This window comes from Zymobacter palmae, assembly GCF_003610015.1.
In the GTDB taxonomy this organism is placed as follows: domain Bacteria; phylum Pseudomonadota; class Gammaproteobacteria; order Pseudomonadales; family Halomonadaceae; genus Zymobacter; species Zymobacter palmae.
Genome location: NZ_AP018933.1, coordinates 2,880,762 through 2,901,516 on the forward strand (window position 1 = coordinate 2,880,762; position 20,755 = coordinate 2,901,516).

A 20,755-nucleotide genomic window follows, 5' to 3' on the forward strand; every position below is an offset into this window, starting at 1 on the left:
GGGCGCATGGCTCATTCACTCAAGCTAGAAGTACTTCTGGGTGCAGTGGATAAAGCCACTGCGCCCCTCAACCGTATCAGTAAGGCGACAAAGGAAGCCGCCAAGATCATGCGCAGCACCCGCAAGGAACTGCGCGACCTTAACAAGGCGCAGGGCGATATCGACGCCTATCGACGTGCCAACATCGCCATCAATCGCAGCGCTCAAGCCCTCAACCGCTTAAAACAACAAACCGACAAGGTCGCTGATGCGCACGCCAAGGCAAAGACCAAGCAAAGCGACCTTAAGGCAGAAATGACCTCGGCCCAGCGGCAGTTCGAGCGTATAGCCAAAGCGATGAAGAACGCGGGCGGTCACTCGGCGACGCTCTCTAACGAGCTGGATAAAACGCGGCTGCGCATGGATCAGATCCGCAAGGCCCAGTCCAAGGCCAGCGAAGAGGTGCAGAGGCATAGCCGTCGCTTGCGTACGCTTGGCGAACAGGAAGGCCGTACGCGGCATCAAACGGATGAGGCCCGCAAGACCATAGAGATCGTCGGCAGGCGGTTACGCGAAGCCGGTCACGATATGCAGCACCTCGGGCGTGAATCACGCGCGCTTAATCAAAACGAGGGCCGCCTCAATGACACACTGAGAACGCAGCGCGAACGGCTGGATAAGCTGCGGCAAGCACAAGAACGAGCAACCGCCGCACGCGAGAAGTTCGAAAGCGTCAGAAACGGTGCCGCCGTAGGCGGTGCAGCGGGCGTAGCGACGGGGTACGCGGTGGGTCGAGGGCTTCATGGTTCGGTTGATGAAGCCAAGGACAGCGAGAACAGCGAGCGCAGCCTCAACCTTGTTGGTGTGAGTGAAGAAGCCCGAAAGCGTCTGATGCAGTTTGCTGATGCCGCCAAGCTGGCGGGTTCTTCGCTATCAGAGCGTCGCCGCTATATGGTCGATGCCTACACCGTATTGGGTGATGAGCATCATGCCAAGATGGCCTTGCCTGCGATTACCAAGATGGCGACCTCACTCAAAATGCAGAACCCCATGATGGGCGAGGAAGAAATCGACAAGTTGATGATGGACACCCTCAAAAGTGCCGAGTGGCGGCCTGGCTCCATGGTGTCAGCAGAAGCCTTTGAGAAAGCGCTGGACTATCAGCAGCGCGTGGCCTCTGCATCGGGCGGACGCGTCAACGGCTCTAGCTACAACCAGTTCCTAAGTCACGCGGGTATCGCCGCCAAAGGACTGAGTGATGAGGCGCTCTATCTAAGGTTTGAACCCTTCATTCAGGAAATGGGCGCGAGTACGGCAGGCACATCCATGATGAGCGCTTACCAGAACCTGTACCAAGGCCGTGTGACGAAACAGGCCGCTCAGAAAATGATCAGCCTAGGCCTTATGGACGGTAAGCACGTCACCTTCGATAAGGTGGGTCAGCAGGCCTTTGGCGGCCCGGGGGGATTGAAGAACGCCAATATATTCCGTGAAAACCCCATCGAATGGGTACGTAGTACTCTGCTTCCTGCCTTGAATGCCAAAGGGATCACAGACACTAAGGCTCAAATAGATGCAGTAGGATCGTTGGTCTCGAACCGCACCGCTGCACAGATGATTTCCACCATGCTGCTGCAGGTGAAGGATGGTTCGCAGGATCGCCGGTTCGGGATCAACTCGAACGCCAAAGGCCTCAACGACAGTTATGACGTACTGCGTGTCTCAACTAGCGGCCGTGAGGTCGAAACCGTAGCGCGCTATCACGACCTAATGAGGCTGATCGGCGAAAAGGTACTGCCCACGTACAACGCTGCGTTGGAGAAAATCAACGCGCACATGGTGGCGCTATCCGGCTGGATGACGAAACACCCCAGGCAAGCCGAGATGATCGTCAAGGCCATCATGGCCTTTGGCGCAGCGGCGGCCGTGCTGGGCGGCTTATCGCTAGCCTTTTCCGCCCTATCCGGCCCCATCATGATGGTGGCTCGCACCGTGATGTTTCTCGGCTCGGTGATGATGGCCAACCCGATTTTTGCGCTGATCGCAGCGATCGCTATCGCGGCGGTGCTGATTTACACCTACTGGGAGCCGATCAAGCAATGGTTTGCCAGTATCGGCATTGATCTGACGTGGCTGGAAGATCTGGTCAAGCGGTCATGGAATAGGATTCGTCAGGCCTTTGATCAGGGACTAGGTGGCATTTTGCTGCTGATGATGGAGTGGTCGCCGATCGGGCTGGCGATGAAGGCTTGCGGTGCGCTACTGGACTATCTGGGCATTTAGATACCGGATGAGCTGGTGGAGGTGGGGCATAGGCTGCAGCAGTCCCTTATCGACCTGTTCAGCTGGCAATCCATCAAGCGGCACATTGACGAAGTGAAAACGGCCTTCGGCCAAGGGTTGGGCGGTATTTTGCTGCTGGTCGCCAAGTGGTCGCCCATAGGGCTGGTCATGAGGGCCTGCGGGGCGCTGCTGGACTATCTGGGTATCCAGATGCCCGATTGGCTGGTGAGCGCAGGGCGAAAGCTGCAGCAGACCTTTATCGACATGTTCAGTTGGCAGGTCATTGGTGAGCGCCTGAAACGGTTCTTGAATGCCATCAAGGAGGCGTTCAACGGCAACCTGCGCGAGCTTGGTGCGCTGATTTGGGACTGGTCGCCGGTCGGCATGCTGGTCAACAAACTGAATGAGATGCGCAGAGAGATCGAAGCGCTGATAGGGGCAGACAAGGTCGGTGGTGCCGTGATGGGCACACTGTCCGTCATCGGCGATGACAAGTTACGCAATGCGGCTATTCATGAGGGTCAGCAGGTCGCAACCACCGGCTCGCAGATCGCCAGCAAATCGGTGGCGACGGCCAGTCAGGTCATCAACATTGCCGTGAATGGCGTAGGCAACAAGGAAGATGCCCAAGCGGTCGGTCTTGAGGTCAAACGTCAGCTGAAGAACGCGATGGATCAGTTGAAAGCGCGCGGTCGCAGCGGCATGGCAGACAGGGGGTAAGGCAATGGTCATTGCATCGATGATGATACTGGGGCAGTTCCTGTTCCGCCGTGAGACGGTGCCGTATCAGCAGCTACAGCGTAGCACCGAGTACAAGCACGCTTCCCTTGAGCGCGTCGGTGAGCGCCCCGCTAGCCAGTTCGTGGGGCTAGGTGAAGACCGCATCACACTTACGGGCACCCTGCTGCCCATCTTTACCGGTGGCCGCCTATCGCTCGACCTGATTCGGGCGATGGCCAAGACCGGTAAGGCATGGCCGCTTATTGAAGGGTCTCTGCGGATGTACGGCTGGTACGTGATCGAGTCGATCAACGAAACGTCCAGCGTGTTTATGTCGACTGGCCACGCCAACAAGATTGAGTTCACGCTGGCGCTTAAGCGTGTCGACAAACCTGATCCTAACCGCATGGGCAAGCAATCGCTGGCGGACACCCTGAACGGCTATCTGGATAACGCAAGCGACTACCTGCAGGATGCACTGTAATGCTGGGCTATAACGAACCCTCCTACCGCATCACGATTGGCGACACCGATATCACCCCGCGCATCAACGGGCTACTGGTCAGCCTGTCGCTAACCGATACACGCGGTGGTGCCGCCGATCAGTTGGATCTGGTGTTGGCAGACCAAGACGGTCGCGTGCCCTTCCCTGATAACGGCAAGGAGCTACGGCTATGGCTAGGGTGGCCAGCGCAGGGGCTGGTCGACAAAGGGCGCTTTATCATTAACGAAGTGCAGATGAGCGGCCCGCCCGACCAGATCACTATCCGCGCCCGTTCGGTCGACACTAACGACACATTGCCAGGTCAACATACCTACTCATGGCACAAGACCACCTTAGGCACGATCGTGCGCACTATCGCCGCCCGCCATAAGCTAAAGGCCGGCATTGATGCCCAGTTCGATAAGGTGCGCATCGCGCATATCGACCAGACCGATGAAAGCGACCTGAGCTTCATCAACCGCATTAGCAAGCGCTTTGACGCCGTCGCGGCCGTAAAGGCGGGCCGCCTGATGCTGATCCACCGAGGGCAAAGCCTGACCGCCAGCGGCAAGCCCCTGCCCACGATCACGATCCATCGTAGCGAAGGCGATGGGTTCAGCTACAGCGCGACCACCGCCGACAGTTATAGCGGCGTCAAAGCACGGTGGAACGAGAAGAGTCACGCCAAGCTGAAAACGGTGGTGGCAGGCAGCGGCGACAATGCCAAGGTGCTGAAAGAAACCTACACCAGCGCAGCCGAAGCCCTGCGCGCCGCACGTTCGGAATGGCAACGTCTCCAGCGCGGGCGCTGCTCGCTGGACATGATGCTCGCCTACGGCCGACCCGAGCTGCTGCCGGAATCACCGATCAGGCTGGAAGGGTTCAAGCGGGATGTCGACCAGCAACCGTGGGTGGTCATTGAGGTAAGACATGACCTTTCGAAAACAGGATATACGATGGCTGTAACCTGCGAAATCAAAGAGAATGTGCTTGCATTTTACTAAGAAAGGGGCTATTGGCATTGACTAAATGCTTTATTCAATCGACAATACATATGTACAGTATGTTTATACTGTAAAAGCGGCGAGCAGTAACGAAAACGCTTGCAAAATGCTCGGTTAGGCCAATGACACGCTAGTGTCAACGGGCTTTGGTGCTTGTCGGTTGTGCTTAACAAGGTGCGAGCGTGGCTTTATCCACTCTTTATCGATGGTTCTCTATACTTTGAAGGGTGTCAAGAAGCTTACTATCTATCTATGTAGAAAAGGCTCCTTGCTAGCCACCGGCTCCTTATGTGGGCCGGTTATTCGTTTAATTAGGAGGTAAGATATGAAAGCCTCAGCTATAGATACCGCAAAGCGGGTACTAAATGCAGCATGGAATGGCGTATTGCCTATTGACCCTGTAAGAATTGCAGAATCTATTAAGGTAAAAAATGTTGATGGAGAGTGGTGTCCAATCGAAGTAGTAGGACGATCTCCATTAGCCTTAAGTGGGGCAAGTGGTCAAGCATCATTGTCACGTAACAAAGAAGGATATGCTGTATTCCAGTGTGAGTTTAACAGCTATGAAAATGTGCTGCGTAGTAGGTTCACTATTGCGCACGAATTAGGTCACATTCTTCTTGGACATGTGCAATATGATCATACTCCAAAACGAGATGACCCCTCCACAGCAATAGATCATGAGGAAATATCAGCCAACAGTTTTGCTGCTGAATTACTGATGCCTGAAGAAAGAGTTAAGAGACTTTTCCAGGGAGGGGCGACTTTATCAGAGCTAGCGAACATTTTTGATGTTTCTGAAATAGCAATGCAATATCGTCTTAAAAATCTAGGTTTAATTCTCTGATGACAGATGAAACCTCTCCCGATTTCATAATTGATCCTTCTCCTAATAGTAATGGAAACCCTCCGCCATCATCTTATCCAAATGGTGGCGGATCTCTTGATCAAGCTGGCTTTGCCCAAGACCGTGGCCAGCTATCATCTTTTGACCAAATTAATGAAGAGCACAAAAAATACCTTAACGACTTAGAGAAACGCACTAGCGAGTTAGGCTTAGAAAAGCAAAGAAGCGCATATAAATGGGTTAAATACCTCAGTATCTTTATGGCAACTATAGTTCTTGTTTTTTTTGGTATAACTATATGCTCGGATATCAAAATCATCAAAACATATGCAAAATTATCTAATGCCCAAATAACAGATACAAAAAAAGAAGATTCTAGCACTAGCAACCAGCGCACTACACATTTAAAAACAGAGAATAAGAACATAAAGATCGAAGAAACAGAAAAAAGCAAGGAAGAAGAAAATAGTAATAATTCATTCAGCACTCAACACATTCCAATGACAGCAATTATTATAATCCCTGCCGTCACATCCTCTGTAGTTGCGTTGCTCATATTGATCACTTTGGTTAGGTTTGTATCTAGCTTTCATTATTCTTGTTCTCCAAACAAAAAGGGTAAAGATGAAAGCAATGAAAAAAATATATCTATAACTTCTCTAATAAAAGAAATCAAAGATGCGATTTCCTAAAAGACAAGACAATACATTTATAATCATTATAAAATTAAATATAGATGACAAATAAAAAACGCCCCGTTAATTGGGGCGCTTTTCTATTATGGTCGTTACTTTTTACTATCTTGCCGATAGGTGTGGTTAGGATTTATAACCATCTTCTTGGTTAGGGTATCTAGCTCTTTACTATGATACATATCCAAGCACTTCAACATATCAAACTTAATCCCTTTAATATCCGACTCAACTAAAGGGTTGTAATAGTCCCGTGCGAGATAGCGGTCTACAAGTGACTTTACTGCATCAGGGCTTTTCTCTAAATCGTATTCAGTCCAGTCTATTAAAGCGCTTACGCTACTTCCTGCATCCATAGCCGCATTCTTATCACCGGCATATGCCTGTGCTATGCAGGTCGTTAACACCATGTCCTTATAATTCTGGGCATAAGATCGGCTGCCCGCTTCAGGCCCTTTGTGGGCATAGCTCACAGAAGGCCAGAAGATAAGCGTAAATGCAGCCAACATGCCAAATGATATTTTGCTCACGCTAGGCTCCAGAAGTTCGCTTGATTTGTTTGATATCTAGCCGTTGGCTCATTGAAATAGCAGTGGTCATAGCATGTGTTCCCATTGAACAGCGTTGCATGCCCTTGAGCATCAGACCATCCCGAAACTTCAAACAGGATCACCCCTTTCTTTCCTGCCAGTGTGCCACCGCCTGCCTGCGGGTATTTTACGATTTCAGGTTGGCCCCATTGCTGCTTCAAGTAAGCGATGAGATTACTAACGCGGAAAAAGTACTGGCGGCCATCAGCCCCTGACACGGTTTGTCCTGCTATTTTGGGAACCAGTGCCCCCGACTTGTTTAAAATATAGCTCATGCGGACAGCACACGTATTTACCCATCGCAGCGCAGGATCAGTGTTGTGAATATTCTTCTCAACATATCCCCCCACAACGGTTGCCACCCTTTCGGCAGAATCTAATGGATCGTAGATTTCTATAGCAGCCGCCCACGCAGAAGCAAAACTAGGTTTAATCATTTTAGTTAACCTTTATTAAAAATAATCTTCTGAAAAGTATGCGTTTTTTATAAAAAACCATCTAGATAAAAATCAAAACGTTTTAATCTTGGTGAAAGTAGCGGCAACTGTGATCATGTAGTCCAACTTACCATGGATTTTAATATTAAGGCTAGTTTGCATATGAGTGCAATCGGTGGCAACGCACACACATGGTGACTGTCCTGTAGGTATGCCGCTACCTTGTTGACGCTCCTAGATAGATAAGTCACAGCAAGCTGAAGACAGTAGCGATATAGAGTCAAGGCACAGGAAAATGGCTTACATCATTGGCACTTAACCCATGCCACCAAGGCAGCACATATAGCCGTGCGAGTACTGCTCGCTAGATTATGATACTGGCCCGTCAGCGCTCAGACTGCTACCAGAATCACCAATCAGGCTGGAAGGCTTTATCGACCAGCAGCTGTGGGGATCATCGAGGTAAGGCGAGGTCTATCAGAGGCTGGCGGTACCGCCACAATGCAGTGTGAATGAAGCATATTGGAGATTAAGGCGATTTCTCATTGGTTTAGCTCATTGCGACCACGTAGACAAAACAGTAACATTCACTTACGTGCAAAAATAAGGCACGTTTTGATATAGAACTTAAAAAGAGATGTCATTGATATGTCTACGATCTATTGCAGTGCTTGTGGTACAGAAATGAATAATCAAGCAACCGCATGCCCCAAGTGCGGTAAGCCAACTAACACTACTTCTTCAAGGAAAGTAAGTATCGGGTTGATTATAGGAATCATATTCCTTCCTATGATTTTTGTTTGGTTTTTGCTTCGCAAGGGGTACTCCACTTTTAGTAGAGTAGCGGGCTTCATTTGGCTTGCAGTATCGGTTATCCCTGTACTAACTTCTCAAAGTGATAGCAATATTTCAGAACCACAGCCGGCCATCTCGACATCGACTTCAAATACAAAACCGGCAGATTCCAAACCGGCAAATTCTAAGCCAGCAGAGCACTTAGAATCATACTCGATTCAGAGGATTGCAAAGGCATACGAAGAAAACACCGTGTCAGCTGATCGAACCTTTAAAAATAAGAGGTTCATTGTCACAGGTGTCATATCCGCAATCAGCACCGATCTTTTTGGAACTGCGTATGTAACTATGAGAGGCGGGGTTAATGAATTCCTCGAGCCTCAGCTAAAATTTAACGATAATTATGAGGACTATGTAGCCAAACTTAAAAAAGGAATGAAAATTACATTAGTTTGTACAGGTGATGGAGATATTGCTAAAGCGCCTATATTGAAAGAGTGCGCCCCACAGAACTAATATATATTGCAGCCCTTCACCGCAAAGGGCTGCATTTCAATCTGAACTCATTCTCTAAAACAACGAACCAGCTGAGTAACAGTGCCTCCAAAAGCAATTCTGTACAGTTCTTCTTTATCTCTGCCTACCGGCCAAAGCTCCCCGTTTTTCTCACACACAAAGCGTATAGACAGACAGTCATCCCCAGCGAAAACGCAAATATCCCCTGAACGAGGATAGAGATTTTCATCTACTACTAATTGATCTCCTTCCTGAATTCCTGCTTCTTTCCAGTCGCGCTCCACCTCGACCACATACGCTAAGCTGCCCTGCCGTGGTGACAGCATGGCATATGGATCTATACCGCAAGTGTGATCTGCCCTCATTTCAGTGCGCTTCAGCGGTGCCACGTATCTAACGGTGATCATCCTGCTTACCTGTACTTTACTATAGAAATACTGTTTATATGTACAGTATATTATATGCAAATAGTAAGCCGATCTATCACTTAAGTACAGTTTGTTACGAAACTGAGCTGATTTTAAGCACGCACTTACCCAACAGGCTAATAGTATTCAACTCTGTAGGCGGAATAAGTTCTTCACGGTACCGAGTGTTGTCAGAAATCAGGATATAGGCACCTCCAGCTGCGCGCTGGACGCGCTTAACACGTAAGGTGTCGTCCATTTGAATCAAGAAAATGCCATCAGGCGTCGTCTGAGTGCGATCGACCAAGATAGTGTCACCATCTTGGAGAGTCGGTTCCATCGAATCTCCCTTTACGGTCAGCATTGCGCACAGTTCAGGACGAAGGCCGTGCTGGCCTAGAAGCTCTTCATCAATTGAACACATGCGAGCAATATTTTCTTGAGAAAGTATTCTGCCGTGGCCTGCTGCGGCTTCCAGGTCATATAAAGGAACCATGGTAACTTTTTCAACACTTGAGCCAGGTTGTTTTTTACAAACCTCACCTTCAATCACATACCAGATATCAACGCCAAGTCCTTTGGCTGCAGTTAAGTAGGCAGCTGACGGGCTTGTGAGGTCTTTTTCATAATTGATCTGAGTGGTTTTCTTTACCCCACAAGCGGCACCTAATGCAGTCTGGCTCAGGCCTAATCGCATTCGCTCGCTCTTCAAACGCTCTCCCAAGGTGTTTTTTTTCATACCTACCTCTTGACTGGTTCACTATATTGAACCAATATGCACCGCACAGCTTAGATAATTTTAGATACAGGGACGACACTATGCCCGTTTTACGCACCCCTGAACAGGCGAAGGCGTGGTTAAGGGGCCAAGGAATTACCATCACAGATTTTGCAAAGCGGCATGGTCTGCCTTTGCACACGGTGTACAAGGTTTTGTCTGGTGGTGCTTACAAAGGTTATAGCGGAGCTGCACATCGTGCCGCTGTAGCCTTGGGGATGAAGGCAGCAATATCACGCCAGTCCGAACATCAACACTAACAAATGAGACTCTTCATGTATCAAGATCCACGGCAAGTACGCTCAAGACGAATCACGGTGTACCTGAACGAGCTGGAAGATAACGTGATAAATGCCCATGCCGCTTTGCATGGCATCCCCAAGGCACAACTGGTTCGCCAGTTAGCAATGAAAGAGGCCGACGAATTGCTCGGTCTGTATGACACTCAAGGCCGCCAACACATTCTCGGATGATTCGCCGTATTTTGCGAACCGTTCCCGCACTGTGTTGGCACCGTGCAAAAGAGAGGTGTGCATGAACAACACAAAATCGACTGACGTTATCGTCGATGAGGCTCTGAGAGAACGCCTCGAAGAAGTGCGAGTACGGTATCAGTTGGCCAGTCTTGATCAGGCCCTTGAGTTTCTTCTACGGCGAGCCATTCGTCACGGTGATGAGAGACTTATGGGGTGTCGTAGAACGCTCCGCATCGTCAAAGGGTGAGCATGTCAAAGAAGCGTTTCAACAAGCCCCGCCTTCACTGCCCGCACTGCGGTGAGTTCATGATGGTGCGCAGCAGTCAGGAAGTCATGCCGACGCTGCGCAAGGGGCTGGTCGACTGTATGAACAATGAATGCAATTTCCGTGGTCAGTTCTGGTTTGAGATTGCATCCACGGTCGCGCCCAGTGACATGCCTAACCCAGACGTTCACCTCGAACCGACGCCATTCCTGCAAAAGCGAATGGCCAAGCAATATGAACAGGAGCATCAGATCGACATGTTCCAGTCTGCTAACGACGCTAATCACAGCTAACCCCTAACGTTCCCCGAAAGCGCTTTTTATGCCCGTTCAATGGGTAGGGGATTTCTGCGCTTTCGATAAGCCCAGAAGGAGCATTTTTGATGAATACGACCGCACTTAACGCAACACAGGTACAGCGCTTTTCGATGCCCGCCAACCTGATGGCCTCCGGCGTCAACCTGTTTGAAGTCGCCTGCGACTACCTGATCAAGCAGAGCCGTCGCATTGGTCGCCAAGCGCTGCTGGCACGCTGCGTCGGCCATCTCGAAGTGTCAGGAGCATCTCGCGAAGAAGCGGCCATCGCGGCATCACAAGCCTTTGCCCATCTAGCCGCGTTCAACAGCCGCAACCGCATCGATGTCGATGCCAGCACCTCCAGCATGGTGATGGTGCGCATGGACGGCTGCAGCGAACTGCTTGCCCTGACCGTCGATGACATCGTTGGCATGTGGAAGGCACAGAACGGCATCAGCGTAAAACACGTCGCGATATGAAGCGCTGGGAATGGGTGGTATGGGGCACGCTGATCGGGCTGACAGCGACCGTGTTATTCGGATGGAGAGTGTAAGGCAGATGAAAAGACAACGACACACAGGGCGTTCTATCAAGCTTCACGTTAAGCGCCTAGGGCAACAGGTTGAGCGTTTGGAAGGAAGCGTAGAGCGCATCGAGCAAGCGTTAAATGCGGATCGGGATGCGCTTGTCAGGGCGCGCAACGTTATCGAAATAGCGATGGCGCACGATGCGGGGCTGGCAAGAAGCCTGCGGGAATTGAGCCGCAGCCTAGATCAACGGCTTGGGCTTATCTCGGCAGAGATCCATGAGGGCGGCCGCAAGGATCGCCGAATGGCATTCTGGGCATGGGTAGCGCTGGGGGTCTGGGGGGTCGCTATGCCAGTGATGGAGGCGGTGCTGAGATGATCTTCTTTGCAGGAATGGTGCTAGGCATGACAGGTGGCGTCATCGTCACGGTAGGAACAATCGCATTCATGATGGGGGCAACGAAATGAACAGCGCAGCAGAACTACAAGCATCAATGGAAGCTTTTCGTCGTACGCGGGCGTCGTATGCCGCGCAGGAGCAGCGCGTCTTTGAGCAGCTCTATCCCGTCGGTGCGCTGGTTGAGTTTCTCGACGGCGCGCGCTGGAGCGGCCCTGCTGTTGTCGTCAAAAACCGCGTGGGGTGCGGTCATATCACGGCTGCACATACGCCTGCCGCCATCATCAATATTGTCGGTAGCGGTGAAGAAATCACCGTTAATCATCCCGAATACATTCGTCTCGCAGGAGATCCGCGGTAATGACGAAAGCGGCATCGCGTGAGATCAATCATGCACGCGCAGGGTTTTTAGCCCTGCGCGATGAGCTGCAGGCACGTCATGCCGACTTGGATCTGGCAGAGGTGTGGGACGGCATGAAGCGCAGCGAGCGCAAGGCCGTCCTGCTCTCCGCCACGATCATCAAGCCGGACAGTGGCAGTAAAAAACCAGACGACAGCAGCAATCACCGCGCTGAGTTGCTCACTACGCCTTTGCGACAAATGTCTGTCGAGGATCGTGTCGCTATTCGCCATGCCATTCATCGCATGAGTGCTTTTGCCAGCGGTTTGAAAGACCGCTGCCACAAGCATTCGGCATCCCGTCCCGTCGAGCTGGCCGCATTGGCCCGTACTGCGCTCGACAAAGGGGATATGACCGCTGCCCGTCACTTCATCAGCCTGATCGAGACCGCATCATGAGCAAGAAGCCCCGCGTCAGCGCTATCCAGCTAAGCCAGAGCTACGGCGCACGCGATTGTCCTGTGTGGCGTCAGCAGTTCTTCGACCTCTTTCCTTCGGTCGCGGAAGATCTGGCCGCAGGCTTTGTCAGTGTTGCCCGTATCGAGGGCAACGCAGCAGGCAACCGCTGGCTGCGCGCTATCGCGGAATCGCTCAAGGCTGGGCCGTGGAACGTCACGCATGATGATGAGGCGCTGGTCGACTATGCCAAGGCGCAGGCGCTGGCCATCGAGAGGGCTACAGCGCGCGCGTATACGAACGACAAGTTCCGCGTGTACGTCTTCCGTCCGGTCGATCGCCTGCTGGTATGGCCAGTGGCTAGTCGTGCAGAAGCCTACCGGTTCATGGCGCGCGCAAGTGCTGTCGAAGAACGTGGCGGCATGTGGACAGCCATCCAAGTGGGTGAGCTGTGCTGTCGTGCCCATGAAATAGACCCGCCCGCTGAAAGCTTCTTCTCACTCAAGGGGCGCGTGCTGCGTATGAGCAGTGCCAAGTGGTGGCGTCGCAAGCTGCGTGTGCTTTCTGCACGTCGCTTAGAACAGTTCATGCGTGAAGTGGGCCGCGTGCATAAGCGCGCCGGTATCTACTGTTCTGATCTCAACGTGAAGCGCCGCAGCAAGCAGCACCGCCGTAACCGCGACATGCTGATGTCGCAAGAAGCGGTCAACCAGCACGACCAGTGCATGACATTGGCCGAGCTGTCCGATCGCTCGGTGGCCAACCCCGATATCCGTCGCGCCGAACTGATGCTGCGTATCCGTGACACCGAGAAGGAAGCACTGCGCGCCGGCGATGTGGGCATTTTCTACACCATCACCTGCCCCTCTAAGTTTCACCCCGTGCATTCCGGCACCTGCAAGCGCAACCCTAAATACAACGGGGCTACCCCGCGCGATGCGCAAGACTATCTGACCCAGCTGTGGGCACGCATTCGTGCCCGCTTTAAGGCCAAGAAAATTCAGGTTTACGGAGTGCGCGTGGCTGAGCCGCATCACGACGGCACCCCGCATTGGCACTTGCTGCTGTGGATGAAGCCCGAAGAAAGGGAGCTGGTCACAAGCATCATGCGCCGCTATGCGCTGGCTGAAGATGGCGACGAACATGGCGCACAGCGTTACCGCTTCGATCATGAAGTGATGAACCCGCACAAGGGCGGTGCCATCAGCTATATCGCCAAATACATCAGCAAGAACATCAATGGCCAGCAGTTTGCCGAGTTCGATCAGTATGGCAAGCCGCTGGAAAGCAGTGCCCCGCGCATCGAAGCATGGGCAGGGGTCTGGGGCATTCGTCAGTTTCAGTTCGTCGGCCTGCCGTCGGTCACTGTATGGCGTGAAATGCGCCGTATCACCAGCGACAAGCAGACCCTGCTGCGCGAATGGGAAGAGACCTTTGGTTACGCCAGCTCGGTTATCGAACTGATGGCCGCGATGCGTGACGCCTGTGATAACAGCGAGTGGGATCGCTACATCAGCCTGATGGGTGGGCCTTGCACACCGCTTAAAGATCAGCCCGTCCGCCCGTGGGTCGAGGTGCGCCTTGATGAGCGTTCACCGGACTACATCGCCCACAACGGTTACGGCGAGACGTGCGAAGTGCGCTATGGGGTGCTGGTGAAAGGTAGCCAGTACATGACGCGCTTCTACAAGTGGACAGTGCGCCCAGCCTCGAAGCGCCGAGGGTTTGAAGACAGCGACGCGACAGCGTCGCCTTGGACTCGTGTGAATAACTGTACCCCCCTCGGCAAAGGCGAATACGTAGGGCCGCCAGCGGTCGACGAATTCCTGAGCACGCACGCTCGTCTACTCGAAACCGACCACACATTCCCGTCGCTGCCGCCGGATAAGCAAATTTCGACGGTCACCGACTACCTGAACCGAAAAATCAGGATGAACACGATCCTAGCACCGCAACCCAAGCCTGAATCCGAGCGCGTGGCCACCGAAAAACGGTACCGCCGATGGGCGGCATCAGCGGAAATGCAGGCAGAGGCAGAGGATGAGCAAGAAATGATACGTCTGATACGCATCATGGCCTGCCGACGCAATGACCCTATGCCGGATCCCGCAAATGGCGCATGGATGCCACGCCATCCTATGACGCATGAGCCTGTTTTCTATACGGCAAACCCTAAAAACCTACTCAAGAAAACATGGAAGCCAGCGCTTCCTCACTGAATGCATAAGGCAGAAAAATGGCTGACAACATAGACGCGGCACAGGCGCACGCCGAGCGCATGACCGCACAGGCGATCACTCACCATATGGCCGCCCAGCAGCATCAGACGATGACCGTAGGAACAGCCGAGTGCATGGACTGCGGCGAAGCGATACCGGCTAGCCGCCGCGCCGCCCTGCCCTACGCCACTCGCTGCATCGACTGCCAAACCATCGTTGAACGCCGAGGCCAGCATGGTCGCAAGGGGTAAGCGCTGGGCCAATGTCGCGGGCATCCTATGTGCCGATCCGGCCTTTAGGCTCTATCTCGATCAGCGTGCACGGGCCAAGTTCGGACAGGATGTGCCTGATGGTACCCATACCGAAACCGATGCCGCCGACTGGATCCGCAAAGCCTGCGAGGTGGCCAGTAGAAAAGACATCGACGGCAATCCCAGCGCCGTCAGGGTGTTAACGGGCATCCGTTCAAGGTTTGATTTTTGGAAGAAGAAACAGGGGGAAGCATGAAAAACAGCAGCATCGTGACATGTGACGAACTGAGAGTAATCACGGGCTATAGCCGTCCTGCAGACATATCGCGAACACTCCGCAGCCAAGGGATTAGGGTGTTCATGGGAAAAAATGGCCCGTGGACGACCCTTGATCTAATCAACAGTGCGGGCGGCATGCACGCCGCTGCCAACAATGAAGCATACAGCCCGACCATCCTATGAAGACCGGCACACGCGGCAAGCCGCGCAAACATAATCCGAGCATTCCGAAGCACATTGACCAACGGAAATTGCCGACGGGCGTCTACTTTGATGCCCGTGGTCGCGGGCGATGGTACGTGGTCTACCGCAATGAAGCGGGAGTGCAGAAATCGCAAACCATTGCCGACCGAACCGCAACCTTGTCCGAGCTGCACCGCATCATGGAACTACGCGCAGGGATTGACCGCTATACGCTTCGATACCTGTGTGACCAATTTCATATGTCGGCGAAATTCTGTTCGCTCATGCCGAAAACACGCGAGGGGTACGAGTACTGCAGGGGGATCGTACTGGAAATGCCAACGCAAACAGGGATGGTCTTAGGCGACTTGTCGACAGAGCGTTTCTCACAGCCACTGATTCAGCGTGTTGTCGACAAAATTGCCGATGAAGGTACCCCGACGAAAGCAAACAGCGTGCTGCGGTATCTGCGACGACTGTTCCGATGGGGAATGAACCGAGGGCATTGCAAAAGCAACCCTGCAGTGGGAGTCGAGGCAGCCCTTGAGCGCAAGCAAAGGAGACTGCCCTCCACAGAGGTGATGGAGAGAGTCATAGCGCATGCAAGATTAAAGGGTAGCGACCAGCCAAAGCGAGGTAATGCGGGATCATGTCCAGAGTATCTGTGGATTGTGATGGAGCTGGCCTATTTGTGCCGCCTACGTGGCATTGAGGTCATCACTCTGACGGATGCACACGGCCTCGCAGAAGGAATTATGACCAACCGCCGCAAAGGCTCGCGGGACAACATTGTCCGCTGGACGCCGCGCTTGCGGGCCGTGTGGGTAGCGGCCCAGCAACGCCGTGCGCGCATATGGTCAGACGCTGGGCGTAACTTGCCAAGGCTGGCAGAAAACCGTGCCCTGATCGTTGCCAGAGATGGAGAAGCGTTGAAAAAAAGCGGACTGGACACCGCGTGGCAGCGCTTCATGAAGCGAATGATTGAGGATGGAGTGCTCGACTCATCTGAACGTTTCGGTCTGCACGACCTAAAGCGAAAAGGCATTACTGACACGCTGGGAACACGTCATGAAAAGCAGGAAGCATCGGGACATCGGTCGAGCGGGATGATGGATGTGTACGACCTAAGCGTGCCCGTCGTGGCTACGCCTGGAGCTGCAAAATGACGGGGAATATTACGGAAAATAGTTATGTAGAAGGTGCTAAAACGAAGAAACCGCCCCGTGGGGCGGTTCTGAAATCCCTGATAAATCAAGGACTTAAATATGGTGCCGGCACCAAGAGTCGAACTCGGGACCTACTGATTACAAGTCAGTTGCTCTACCAACTGAGCTATGCCGGCAAATATATCACGACGGTGATATGGCTGGGGTACCAGGATTCGAACCTGGGAATGCCGATACCAAAAACCGGTGCCTTACCACTTGGCGATACCCCAGCAATTGAGGTTGGGGTGGTGGCCAGAGACGGAATCGAACCGCCGACACGGGGATTTTCAATCCCCTGCTCTACCAACTGAGCTATCTGGCCCTTGCCAGCCAACGCCGTGCATTAAACCGAAAAACGGACTCGGCGTCAAGCAAGTTGATGAAAAAAACAGAATATACCTACGAGCCCCTGATGCAACAGCTCTTTTGTAACGGCCACATGCGGTCTACCACCGCACGCCATTATTGCGCAGCGTCAGTCGGGACGTAGCCTTCAGCCAGATCCGTTGGCTTGTTGTCGAAGAAAGCCTCCATCTGTTCAAGCAGATAGCGACGGTTCTCGGCTTTGATCAGGCTCAGGTGCTTTTCATTGATCAGGCGGGTCTGAAGCTGCTGCCATTCCTGCCAGGCCTGCTGAGAAACGGTATCAAAAATTTCCTGACCACGAGCACCGGGCAACGGTGGCGTTACCAGACCGGGCAGTTCCTGTTGATACTTGCGGCAGAATACAGTGCGCGTCATGGCGTCAATTCCTGTTGAATGAACAAAAGAAGGATGAGCCACCCTCGCTATATGCGCGAGCAGCCCTTATAGGAAAGATAGAAGGTATCAGCCCGCGGCATCCAGATGCGCGGCCAGCTGGCCCAGCAGCGTCTTGACGGGGGCCGCCAGCCCGATGCCGTCAAGCGTGGCCGGCGAACGCCAGCACGTGGGGCGAGAGAAGGCCTCGGCGGGCAGTGCGTGAGAGCACTCTATAAGCACTGGTGTCATCTCTAGCCGGAAATGGCTGAAGATATGTGTAAACGGTGTCCAGTATTCAATGCTGTCTCCAATGCCCCACCTTTCACACCAGTCTTTGACCTCCGCGGCACCGTCGCACTGCGGAAAACTCCACAGTCCACCCCAGATGCCTTCTGCTGGGCGCTGCTCCAGCATCACGTGCCCAGCGCGATTCACCAGCATCAGCGCGTGAGCGTACCGTGTCGGCGCCGCTTTCTTGGGCTTTGAAGAAGGGAAATCAGTTTCACGCCCCATACGGTGCGCTTCACACCAGTTCTGCACGGGACACAGCAGACAAGCAGGCGCCTTGCGGGTACACAGCGTGGCTCCCAGATCCATCATCACCTGCGTGTAGTCACCGGCGCGCTCGGTGGGCGTGTAGTGCTCGGCAATATCCCACAGAGTGCGCTCGACCGCTGGGCGCCCGGGCCAGCCTTCCACGGCATGAAGCCGAGTCAGTACGCGCTTAACGTTGCCGTCCAGAATAGGCGCGCGCTGCCCCGTCGCCAGACTGATCACAGCCCCCGCTGTCGAACGCCCGATACCTGGCAACGAGGCCATCTCATCGACACTATCAGTCGGGAACCGGCCGCCATACTGCTCGACCACCACGATAGCCGCCTTATGAAGGTTGCGGGCTCGGGCGTAGTACCCCAATCCCGTCCACAAGTGCAGCACATCATCCAGCGGCGCAGCCGCCAAGGCTTCTACTGTGGGAAAGCGCGCCATGAAGCGGTCGAAATAGTCGATGACGGTCGCTACCTGCGTCTGCTGCAGCATGATCTCGGACACCCAGACACGATAGGGCGTCTGATTCTGCTGCCACGGTAGATGCTTGCGACCGTGTTCATCAAACCAAGCGAGTACGCGCTGCTGAAAGGCAGCGGCAGGATAAAGCGAAGGAAGCGGGGCTATCGGGCCATCAGTCTGACGGGCCATACGGCGAGTCACTCGTCTGTTACGCATGTTCGGCACGAACATGGCTGGCGTGCGTACCTGAGGGCGCTACGGCCCTCAGGGAGAAGTCGACCACCGGTCATTATGACGCAGTGAATTTCTCAGGATACCGCTACTGCGTTCATCATCCAACCCGCACCAGCTGTCCGCCATGTCGGCCAGTGTGCCCGAGCAGCGTAGCGGTACACCGTTGCTGCTCATCTCGCGCGGCAGCGTACATCCCGCCAGTGCCGTCGTCGTCGATCGCACCAGCACATGGTAATCGAAACGATGTCGCGCCAGATCGAAGATACCCTCACCCTCGACACTGTTGCCCGACAGGCGTCCGCGCAGGTCATCGCTATACAGGATGCCATCTCGCAGTGTGAAGCGCCCATTGGCGGCTTCCATGAGCGCAGGCACCACCTCGCCGGTCGGGATATTGCTGGCCTGCGCCACAGCGCGGCATACCGTATGGCTGAGCCATGCCCCACTTTGATCATCATTGCGCAGCGCCAGCGATACCGGCCCTGACAGCGTGCCCCACGGATCGTTGAGCTGTGCCGCCAGCTCCATGCGACCGCTCAGTGTAGGATCAGGCTTGTCAACATCGGCCACCCGCTCGGCGTACAGAGGCACATCCTTGAAACTTGCGTTGAAGTACAGTCGGCCCGGTGCCTGATCGACTTGTGCCCCACCGGTCGCCATAACCTGTCCATCGCCGACCATTGCTGCAAGACGCGACAGCTGCCAACGGCCATCCTGCGTCGACAGCGCCAGAGACAAATTATGCAGCGTGCGATCGTTCCACATCAGCTCGTCGATATCGGCCCGCGCCTTGAACATCAAACTGCGATGCTGACGCAGCCAGTTGACCCAGGCGGGCGCGACCATGTCACGCACACCGTTGCCTCCAACCAGCGACCACAGCCCGCTTTCTGGCGGCAGATAGCGATCCAGTGACAGCGACGGCATCTCCAGCTCGAAGGCGGGAGCATCGCCATAGTCCCACTGCACGCTGGCATTAAGCGGCTGTCCATCCAAACGCCCCTTGATGCTGTCGACGGCCAAGTGACGATCGTCAACGTTGAAGTCGATATCCGCTGTCAGCTGACGGAACGCGCGCGTGTCCTCGGGCAGTCCCGTGACGGCATTCGCAGACAACCACTGACGCAGGTTGTTGGTCGCCAGCGCTAGCGTACCTTTCCAGCGCGGGCTGCTCAGCAGCGTCAGGCCTTCCACACTGCCCTGAACATCAACGCCCTGATGACCAAAATCAATGTTTTCGATCTGAGCCTTATCCGTCAGACCGTCGTAGCGGCCATCGAACGCCAGTGAGAAAGGCGATTCGCTGTCATCGTTAAAGAGACTGCGCAACATACCGTCGATGCGCACGTCGCGGATGCGGTACTCCTGATGATCGGTATCCGCCGCTAGCTGCCCCATCGACAGGCTATAGCGCTTATTGCCCGACAGCGCAGCCAACCGCAGGTGTTCGATCTCATGTCGCCCCATCAATACGTTGGAGCATACCTCGGCCTGCGCCGTCACGGTGGCCGGCGGCAGGCGCGTGCCACTGGCCACATCAAACGTCACAGAAATGGGGAAGTGGCGCCCCAGCGCAACCTGGGTACCTACCAACGTCATCTGGTTGATATCGAGTCGCTGGACCAACCCATCCTCACGCCCCTGGTAGTGCACTTCACCATCTTCGATCTTGATGCGATGCAAATCGAAGATCAGCCTTGGCCATGAAGATGGGCGAGCATTCTGTTCGTTCATTTCCCGCGGCGGCGGCATACCACGCATCCCCATCTCATTGCCGCCTTCGGCGCGCTGTGGGAAAGCAGCAGCGCCGTCGCCCATGCGGTGCGGCGCTTCGACAAGGAAAGGACGAGGAGGCACGGGCATGCTGGTTGCCAGCACGTCCTTGAAGCCGCTGAGCCAGGTCAGGCATGACTGCTGACGGCGTTCATCGCACAACAGATTGACGCGAACGCCCTGCGCGTTAAGGCCATCCACGATCACATCACCCATTAGCAAACGCGACATGCTCAGCGAGATGTCGGCGTGCCGAATGCTGGCCTGCGGGCCATTCATGATCAACTGATCGGGGGCATACGCCTTGACCGAGTCGATGGAAAAACCGATATGCGGATAGAAACGCCAGCTGATATTGCCGTCCATGACCAGCGTCAATCCCGTCTTCTCACGCACCGCATCGACGATTCGCGGTTTGAGATCATTGGGGTCGAAAAAAGCCAGCGCATAGATGACCGCCGCCACTACCATGACGACCGCCAGCGCGATAACGAGCAGTATCCCTCTGCACACTACTTTCATGAAGTCCCCTCGGCACGACGTACACCATCGTACTTCAGGTACATGGTAG

26 protein-coding genes, 3 tRNA genes and 1 pseudogene are annotated in these 20,755 nt (G+C 54.0%); 20 read left to right on the forward strand and 10 right to left on the reverse strand.

The annotated features are described in order from the left end of the window. The first annotated feature begins 6 nt into the window (after positions 1-6). From ZBT109_RS12765 to ZBT109_RS12790, 6 genes are all read left to right on the forward strand, one after another. On the forward strand, positions 7-2,262 hold the full coding sequence (locus tag ZBT109_RS12765) for a coiled-coil domain-containing protein (protein WP_027705038.1): 2,256 nt from the start codon (positions 7-9) through the stop codon (positions 2,260-2,262). Between the two features lie 21 nt (positions 2,263-2,283). Continuing rightward, complete coding sequence (locus tag ZBT109_RS12770) at positions 2,284-2,982, forward strand: hypothetical protein (RefSeq protein ID WP_027705039.1); 699 nt, start codon at positions 2,284-2,286, stop codon at positions 2,980-2,982. 4 nt (positions 2,983-2,986) lie between these two features. Then, positions 2,987-3,466, forward strand: a complete 480-nt coding sequence (locus ZBT109_RS12775; protein ID WP_027705040.1) for a phage tail protein — start codon at positions 2,987-2,989, stop codon at positions 3,464-3,466. Beyond that, positions 3,466-4,470, forward strand: coding sequence for a contractile injection system protein, VgrG/Pvc8 family (locus ZBT109_RS12780; protein WP_038278068.1), 1,005 nt, complete (start codon positions 3,466-3,468; stop codon positions 4,468-4,470). Before ZBT109_RS12775 ends, ZBT109_RS12780 begins: the two co-directional genes overlap by 1 nt. Positions 4,471-4,795: 325 nt before the next feature. Then, positions 4,796-5,317 (forward strand): ImmA/IrrE family metallo-endopeptidase, encoded by a 522-nt coding sequence (locus ZBT109_RS12785; protein ID WP_027705042.1) that lies wholly within the window; start codon positions 4,796-4,798, stop codon positions 5,315-5,317. Beyond that, complete coding sequence (locus ZBT109_RS12790) at positions 5,317-6,009, forward strand: hypothetical protein (protein ID WP_027705043.1); 693 nt, start codon at positions 5,317-5,319, stop codon at positions 6,007-6,009. The genes ZBT109_RS12785 and ZBT109_RS12790 overlap by 1 nt, the downstream gene beginning before the upstream one ends. A gap of 95 nt (positions 6,010-6,104) precedes the next feature. On the opposite strand, the gene ZBT109_RS12795 is transcribed toward ZBT109_RS12790, so the two are convergent. Further along, positions 6,105-6,539 (reverse strand): type VI secretion system amidase immunity protein Tai4, encoded by a 435-nt coding sequence (locus tag ZBT109_RS12795; protein ID WP_027705044.1) that lies wholly within the window; start codon positions 6,537-6,539, stop codon positions 6,105-6,107. Beyond that, positions 6,536-7,036, reverse strand: a complete 501-nt coding sequence (locus ZBT109_RS12800) for a type VI secretion system amidase effector protein Tae4 (RefSeq protein ID WP_027705045.1) — start codon at positions 7,034-7,036, stop codon at positions 6,536-6,538. The genes ZBT109_RS12795 and ZBT109_RS12800 overlap by 4 nt, the downstream gene beginning before the upstream one ends. Before the next feature lie 648 nt (positions 7,037-7,684). On the opposite strand from ZBT109_RS12800, the gene ZBT109_RS12805 reads away from it, so the two are divergent. Beyond that, positions 7,685-8,347 (forward strand): OB-fold protein, encoded by a 663-nt coding sequence (locus ZBT109_RS12805; RefSeq protein WP_027705046.1) that lies wholly within the window; start codon positions 7,685-7,687, stop codon positions 8,345-8,347. A gap of 47 nt (positions 8,348-8,394) precedes the next feature. Here ZBT109_RS12805 and ZBT109_RS12810 read toward each other — a convergent pair whose 3' ends face one another. Both ZBT109_RS12810 and ZBT109_RS12815 read right to left on the reverse strand, forming a co-directional pair. Next, on the reverse strand, positions 8,395-8,754 hold the full coding sequence (locus ZBT109_RS12810; RefSeq protein ID WP_027705047.1) for a S24 family peptidase: 360 nt from the start codon (positions 8,752-8,754) through the stop codon (positions 8,395-8,397). Between the two features lie 94 nt (positions 8,755-8,848). Next, complete coding sequence (locus ZBT109_RS12815; RefSeq protein WP_027705048.1) at positions 8,849-9,493, reverse strand: XRE family transcriptional regulator; 645 nt, start codon at positions 9,491-9,493, stop codon at positions 8,849-8,851. Between the two features lie 80 nt (positions 9,494-9,573). Between ZBT109_RS12815 and ZBT109_RS14240 the strand changes: the two genes are divergently transcribed. The 13 genes and pseudogenes from ZBT109_RS14240 to ZBT109_RS14040 all read left to right on the forward strand — a co-directional run bounded on the left by ZBT109_RS14240 (position 9,574) and on the right by ZBT109_RS14040 (position 16,386). Continuing rightward, the gene (locus ZBT109_RS14240; RefSeq protein ID WP_084261783.1) at positions 9,574-9,792 is read left to right on the forward strand and encodes a helix-turn-helix domain-containing protein; all 219 of its coding nucleotides are present in this window, start codon (positions 9,574-9,576) and stop codon (positions 9,790-9,792) included. Positions 9,793-9,807: 15 nt separating this feature from the next. Continuing rightward, the gene (locus ZBT109_RS12825; protein WP_038278072.1) at positions 9,808-10,005 is read left to right on the forward strand and encodes a hypothetical protein; all 198 of its coding nucleotides are present in this window, start codon (positions 9,808-9,810) and stop codon (positions 10,003-10,005) included. Between the two features lie 61 nt (positions 10,006-10,066). Beyond that, entirely contained in the window at positions 10,067-10,255 is a 189-nt protein-coding gene (locus ZBT109_RS12830) for a hypothetical protein (protein WP_027705049.1), read from the forward strand. A 2-nt stretch (positions 10,256-10,257) separates the two neighbouring features. Further along, complete coding sequence (locus tag ZBT109_RS12835) at positions 10,258-10,566, forward strand: ogr/Delta-like zinc finger family protein (RefSeq protein ID WP_051523774.1); 309 nt, start codon at positions 10,258-10,260, stop codon at positions 10,564-10,566. Positions 10,567-10,655: 89 nt separating this feature from the next. After that, positions 10,656-11,048 (forward strand): hypothetical protein, encoded by a 393-nt coding sequence (locus tag ZBT109_RS12840; protein ID WP_027705050.1) that lies wholly within the window; start codon positions 10,656-10,658, stop codon positions 11,046-11,048. 79 nt (positions 11,049-11,127) lie between these two features. After that, the gene (locus ZBT109_RS12845) at positions 11,128-11,475 is read left to right on the forward strand and encodes a hypothetical protein (RefSeq protein WP_145984534.1); all 348 of its coding nucleotides are present in this window, start codon (positions 11,128-11,130) and stop codon (positions 11,473-11,475) included. A gap of 85 nt (positions 11,476-11,560) precedes the next feature. Next, a complete protein-coding gene (locus tag ZBT109_RS12850) occupies positions 11,561-11,854 on the forward strand; it encodes a hypothetical protein (protein ID WP_027705052.1) in 294 nt (97 codons plus the stop codon). Then, entirely contained in the window at positions 11,854-12,291 is a 438-nt protein-coding gene (locus tag ZBT109_RS12855; protein ID WP_027705053.1) for a hypothetical protein, read from the forward strand. Before ZBT109_RS12850 ends, ZBT109_RS12855 begins: the two co-directional genes overlap by 1 nt. Then, complete coding sequence (locus tag ZBT109_RS12860; protein ID WP_051523775.1) at positions 12,288-14,507, forward strand: replication endonuclease; 2,220 nt, start codon at positions 12,288-12,290, stop codon at positions 14,505-14,507. Before ZBT109_RS12855 ends, ZBT109_RS12860 begins: the two co-directional genes overlap by 4 nt. 17 nt (positions 14,508-14,524) lie before the next feature. Further along, entirely contained in the window at positions 14,525-14,758 is a 234-nt protein-coding gene (locus ZBT109_RS12865) for a TraR/DksA family transcriptional regulator (RefSeq protein ID WP_027705054.1), read from the forward strand. Then, positions 14,742-15,014 carry a hypothetical protein gene (locus ZBT109_RS12870; protein ID WP_038278078.1) on the forward strand — a complete coding sequence of 91 codons (273 nt, stop codon included), beginning with the start codon at positions 14,742-14,744 and terminating at the stop codon, positions 15,012-15,014. The genes ZBT109_RS12865 and ZBT109_RS12870 overlap by 17 nt, the downstream gene beginning before the upstream one ends. After that, a pseudogene (locus ZBT109_RS14245) lies at positions 15,011-15,112 on the forward strand (DUF4224 domain-containing protein); the annotation flags it as partial. The gene ZBT109_RS12870 and the pseudogene ZBT109_RS14245, both read left to right, overlap by 4 nt. 104 nt (positions 15,113-15,216) lie before the next feature. Next, positions 15,217-16,386: a site-specific integrase gene (locus ZBT109_RS14040; RefSeq protein WP_027705056.1), complete on the forward strand. Its 1,170-nt coding sequence runs from the start codon at positions 15,217-15,219 to the stop codon at positions 16,384-16,386. A 100-nt stretch (positions 16,387-16,486) separates the two neighbouring features. Here ZBT109_RS14040 and ZBT109_RS12885 read toward each other — a convergent pair. The 6 genes from ZBT109_RS12885 to ZBT109_RS12910 all read right to left on the reverse strand — a co-directional run bounded on the left by ZBT109_RS12885 (position 16,487) and on the right by ZBT109_RS12910 (position 20,706). Then, positions 16,487-16,562 (reverse strand) — tRNA-Thr (locus ZBT109_RS12885). 21 nt (positions 16,563-16,583) lie between these two features. Next, a tRNA-Gln gene (locus ZBT109_RS12890) sits at positions 16,584-16,658 on the reverse strand. A 16-nt stretch (positions 16,659-16,674) separates the two neighbouring features. Continuing rightward, positions 16,675-16,750, reverse strand: a tRNA-Phe gene (locus ZBT109_RS12895). Positions 16,751-16,890: 140 nt separating this feature from the next. Beyond that, positions 16,891-17,169 (reverse strand): oxidative damage protection protein, encoded by a 279-nt coding sequence (locus tag ZBT109_RS12900; protein WP_027705057.1) that lies wholly within the window; start codon positions 17,167-17,169, stop codon positions 16,891-16,893. Between the two features lie 87 nt (positions 17,170-17,256). After that, positions 17,257-18,366 carry an A/G-specific adenine glycosylase gene (gene mutY, locus ZBT109_RS12905; protein ID WP_051523776.1) on the reverse strand — a complete coding sequence of 370 codons (1,110 nt, stop codon included), beginning with the start codon at positions 18,364-18,366 and terminating at the stop codon, positions 17,257-17,259. 75 nt (positions 18,367-18,441) lie between these two features. Next, complete coding sequence (locus tag ZBT109_RS12910) at positions 18,442-20,706, reverse strand: AsmA family protein (protein WP_027705058.1); 2,265 nt, start codon at positions 20,704-20,706, stop codon at positions 18,442-18,444. Positions 20,707-20,755: the final 49 nt, after the last annotated feature.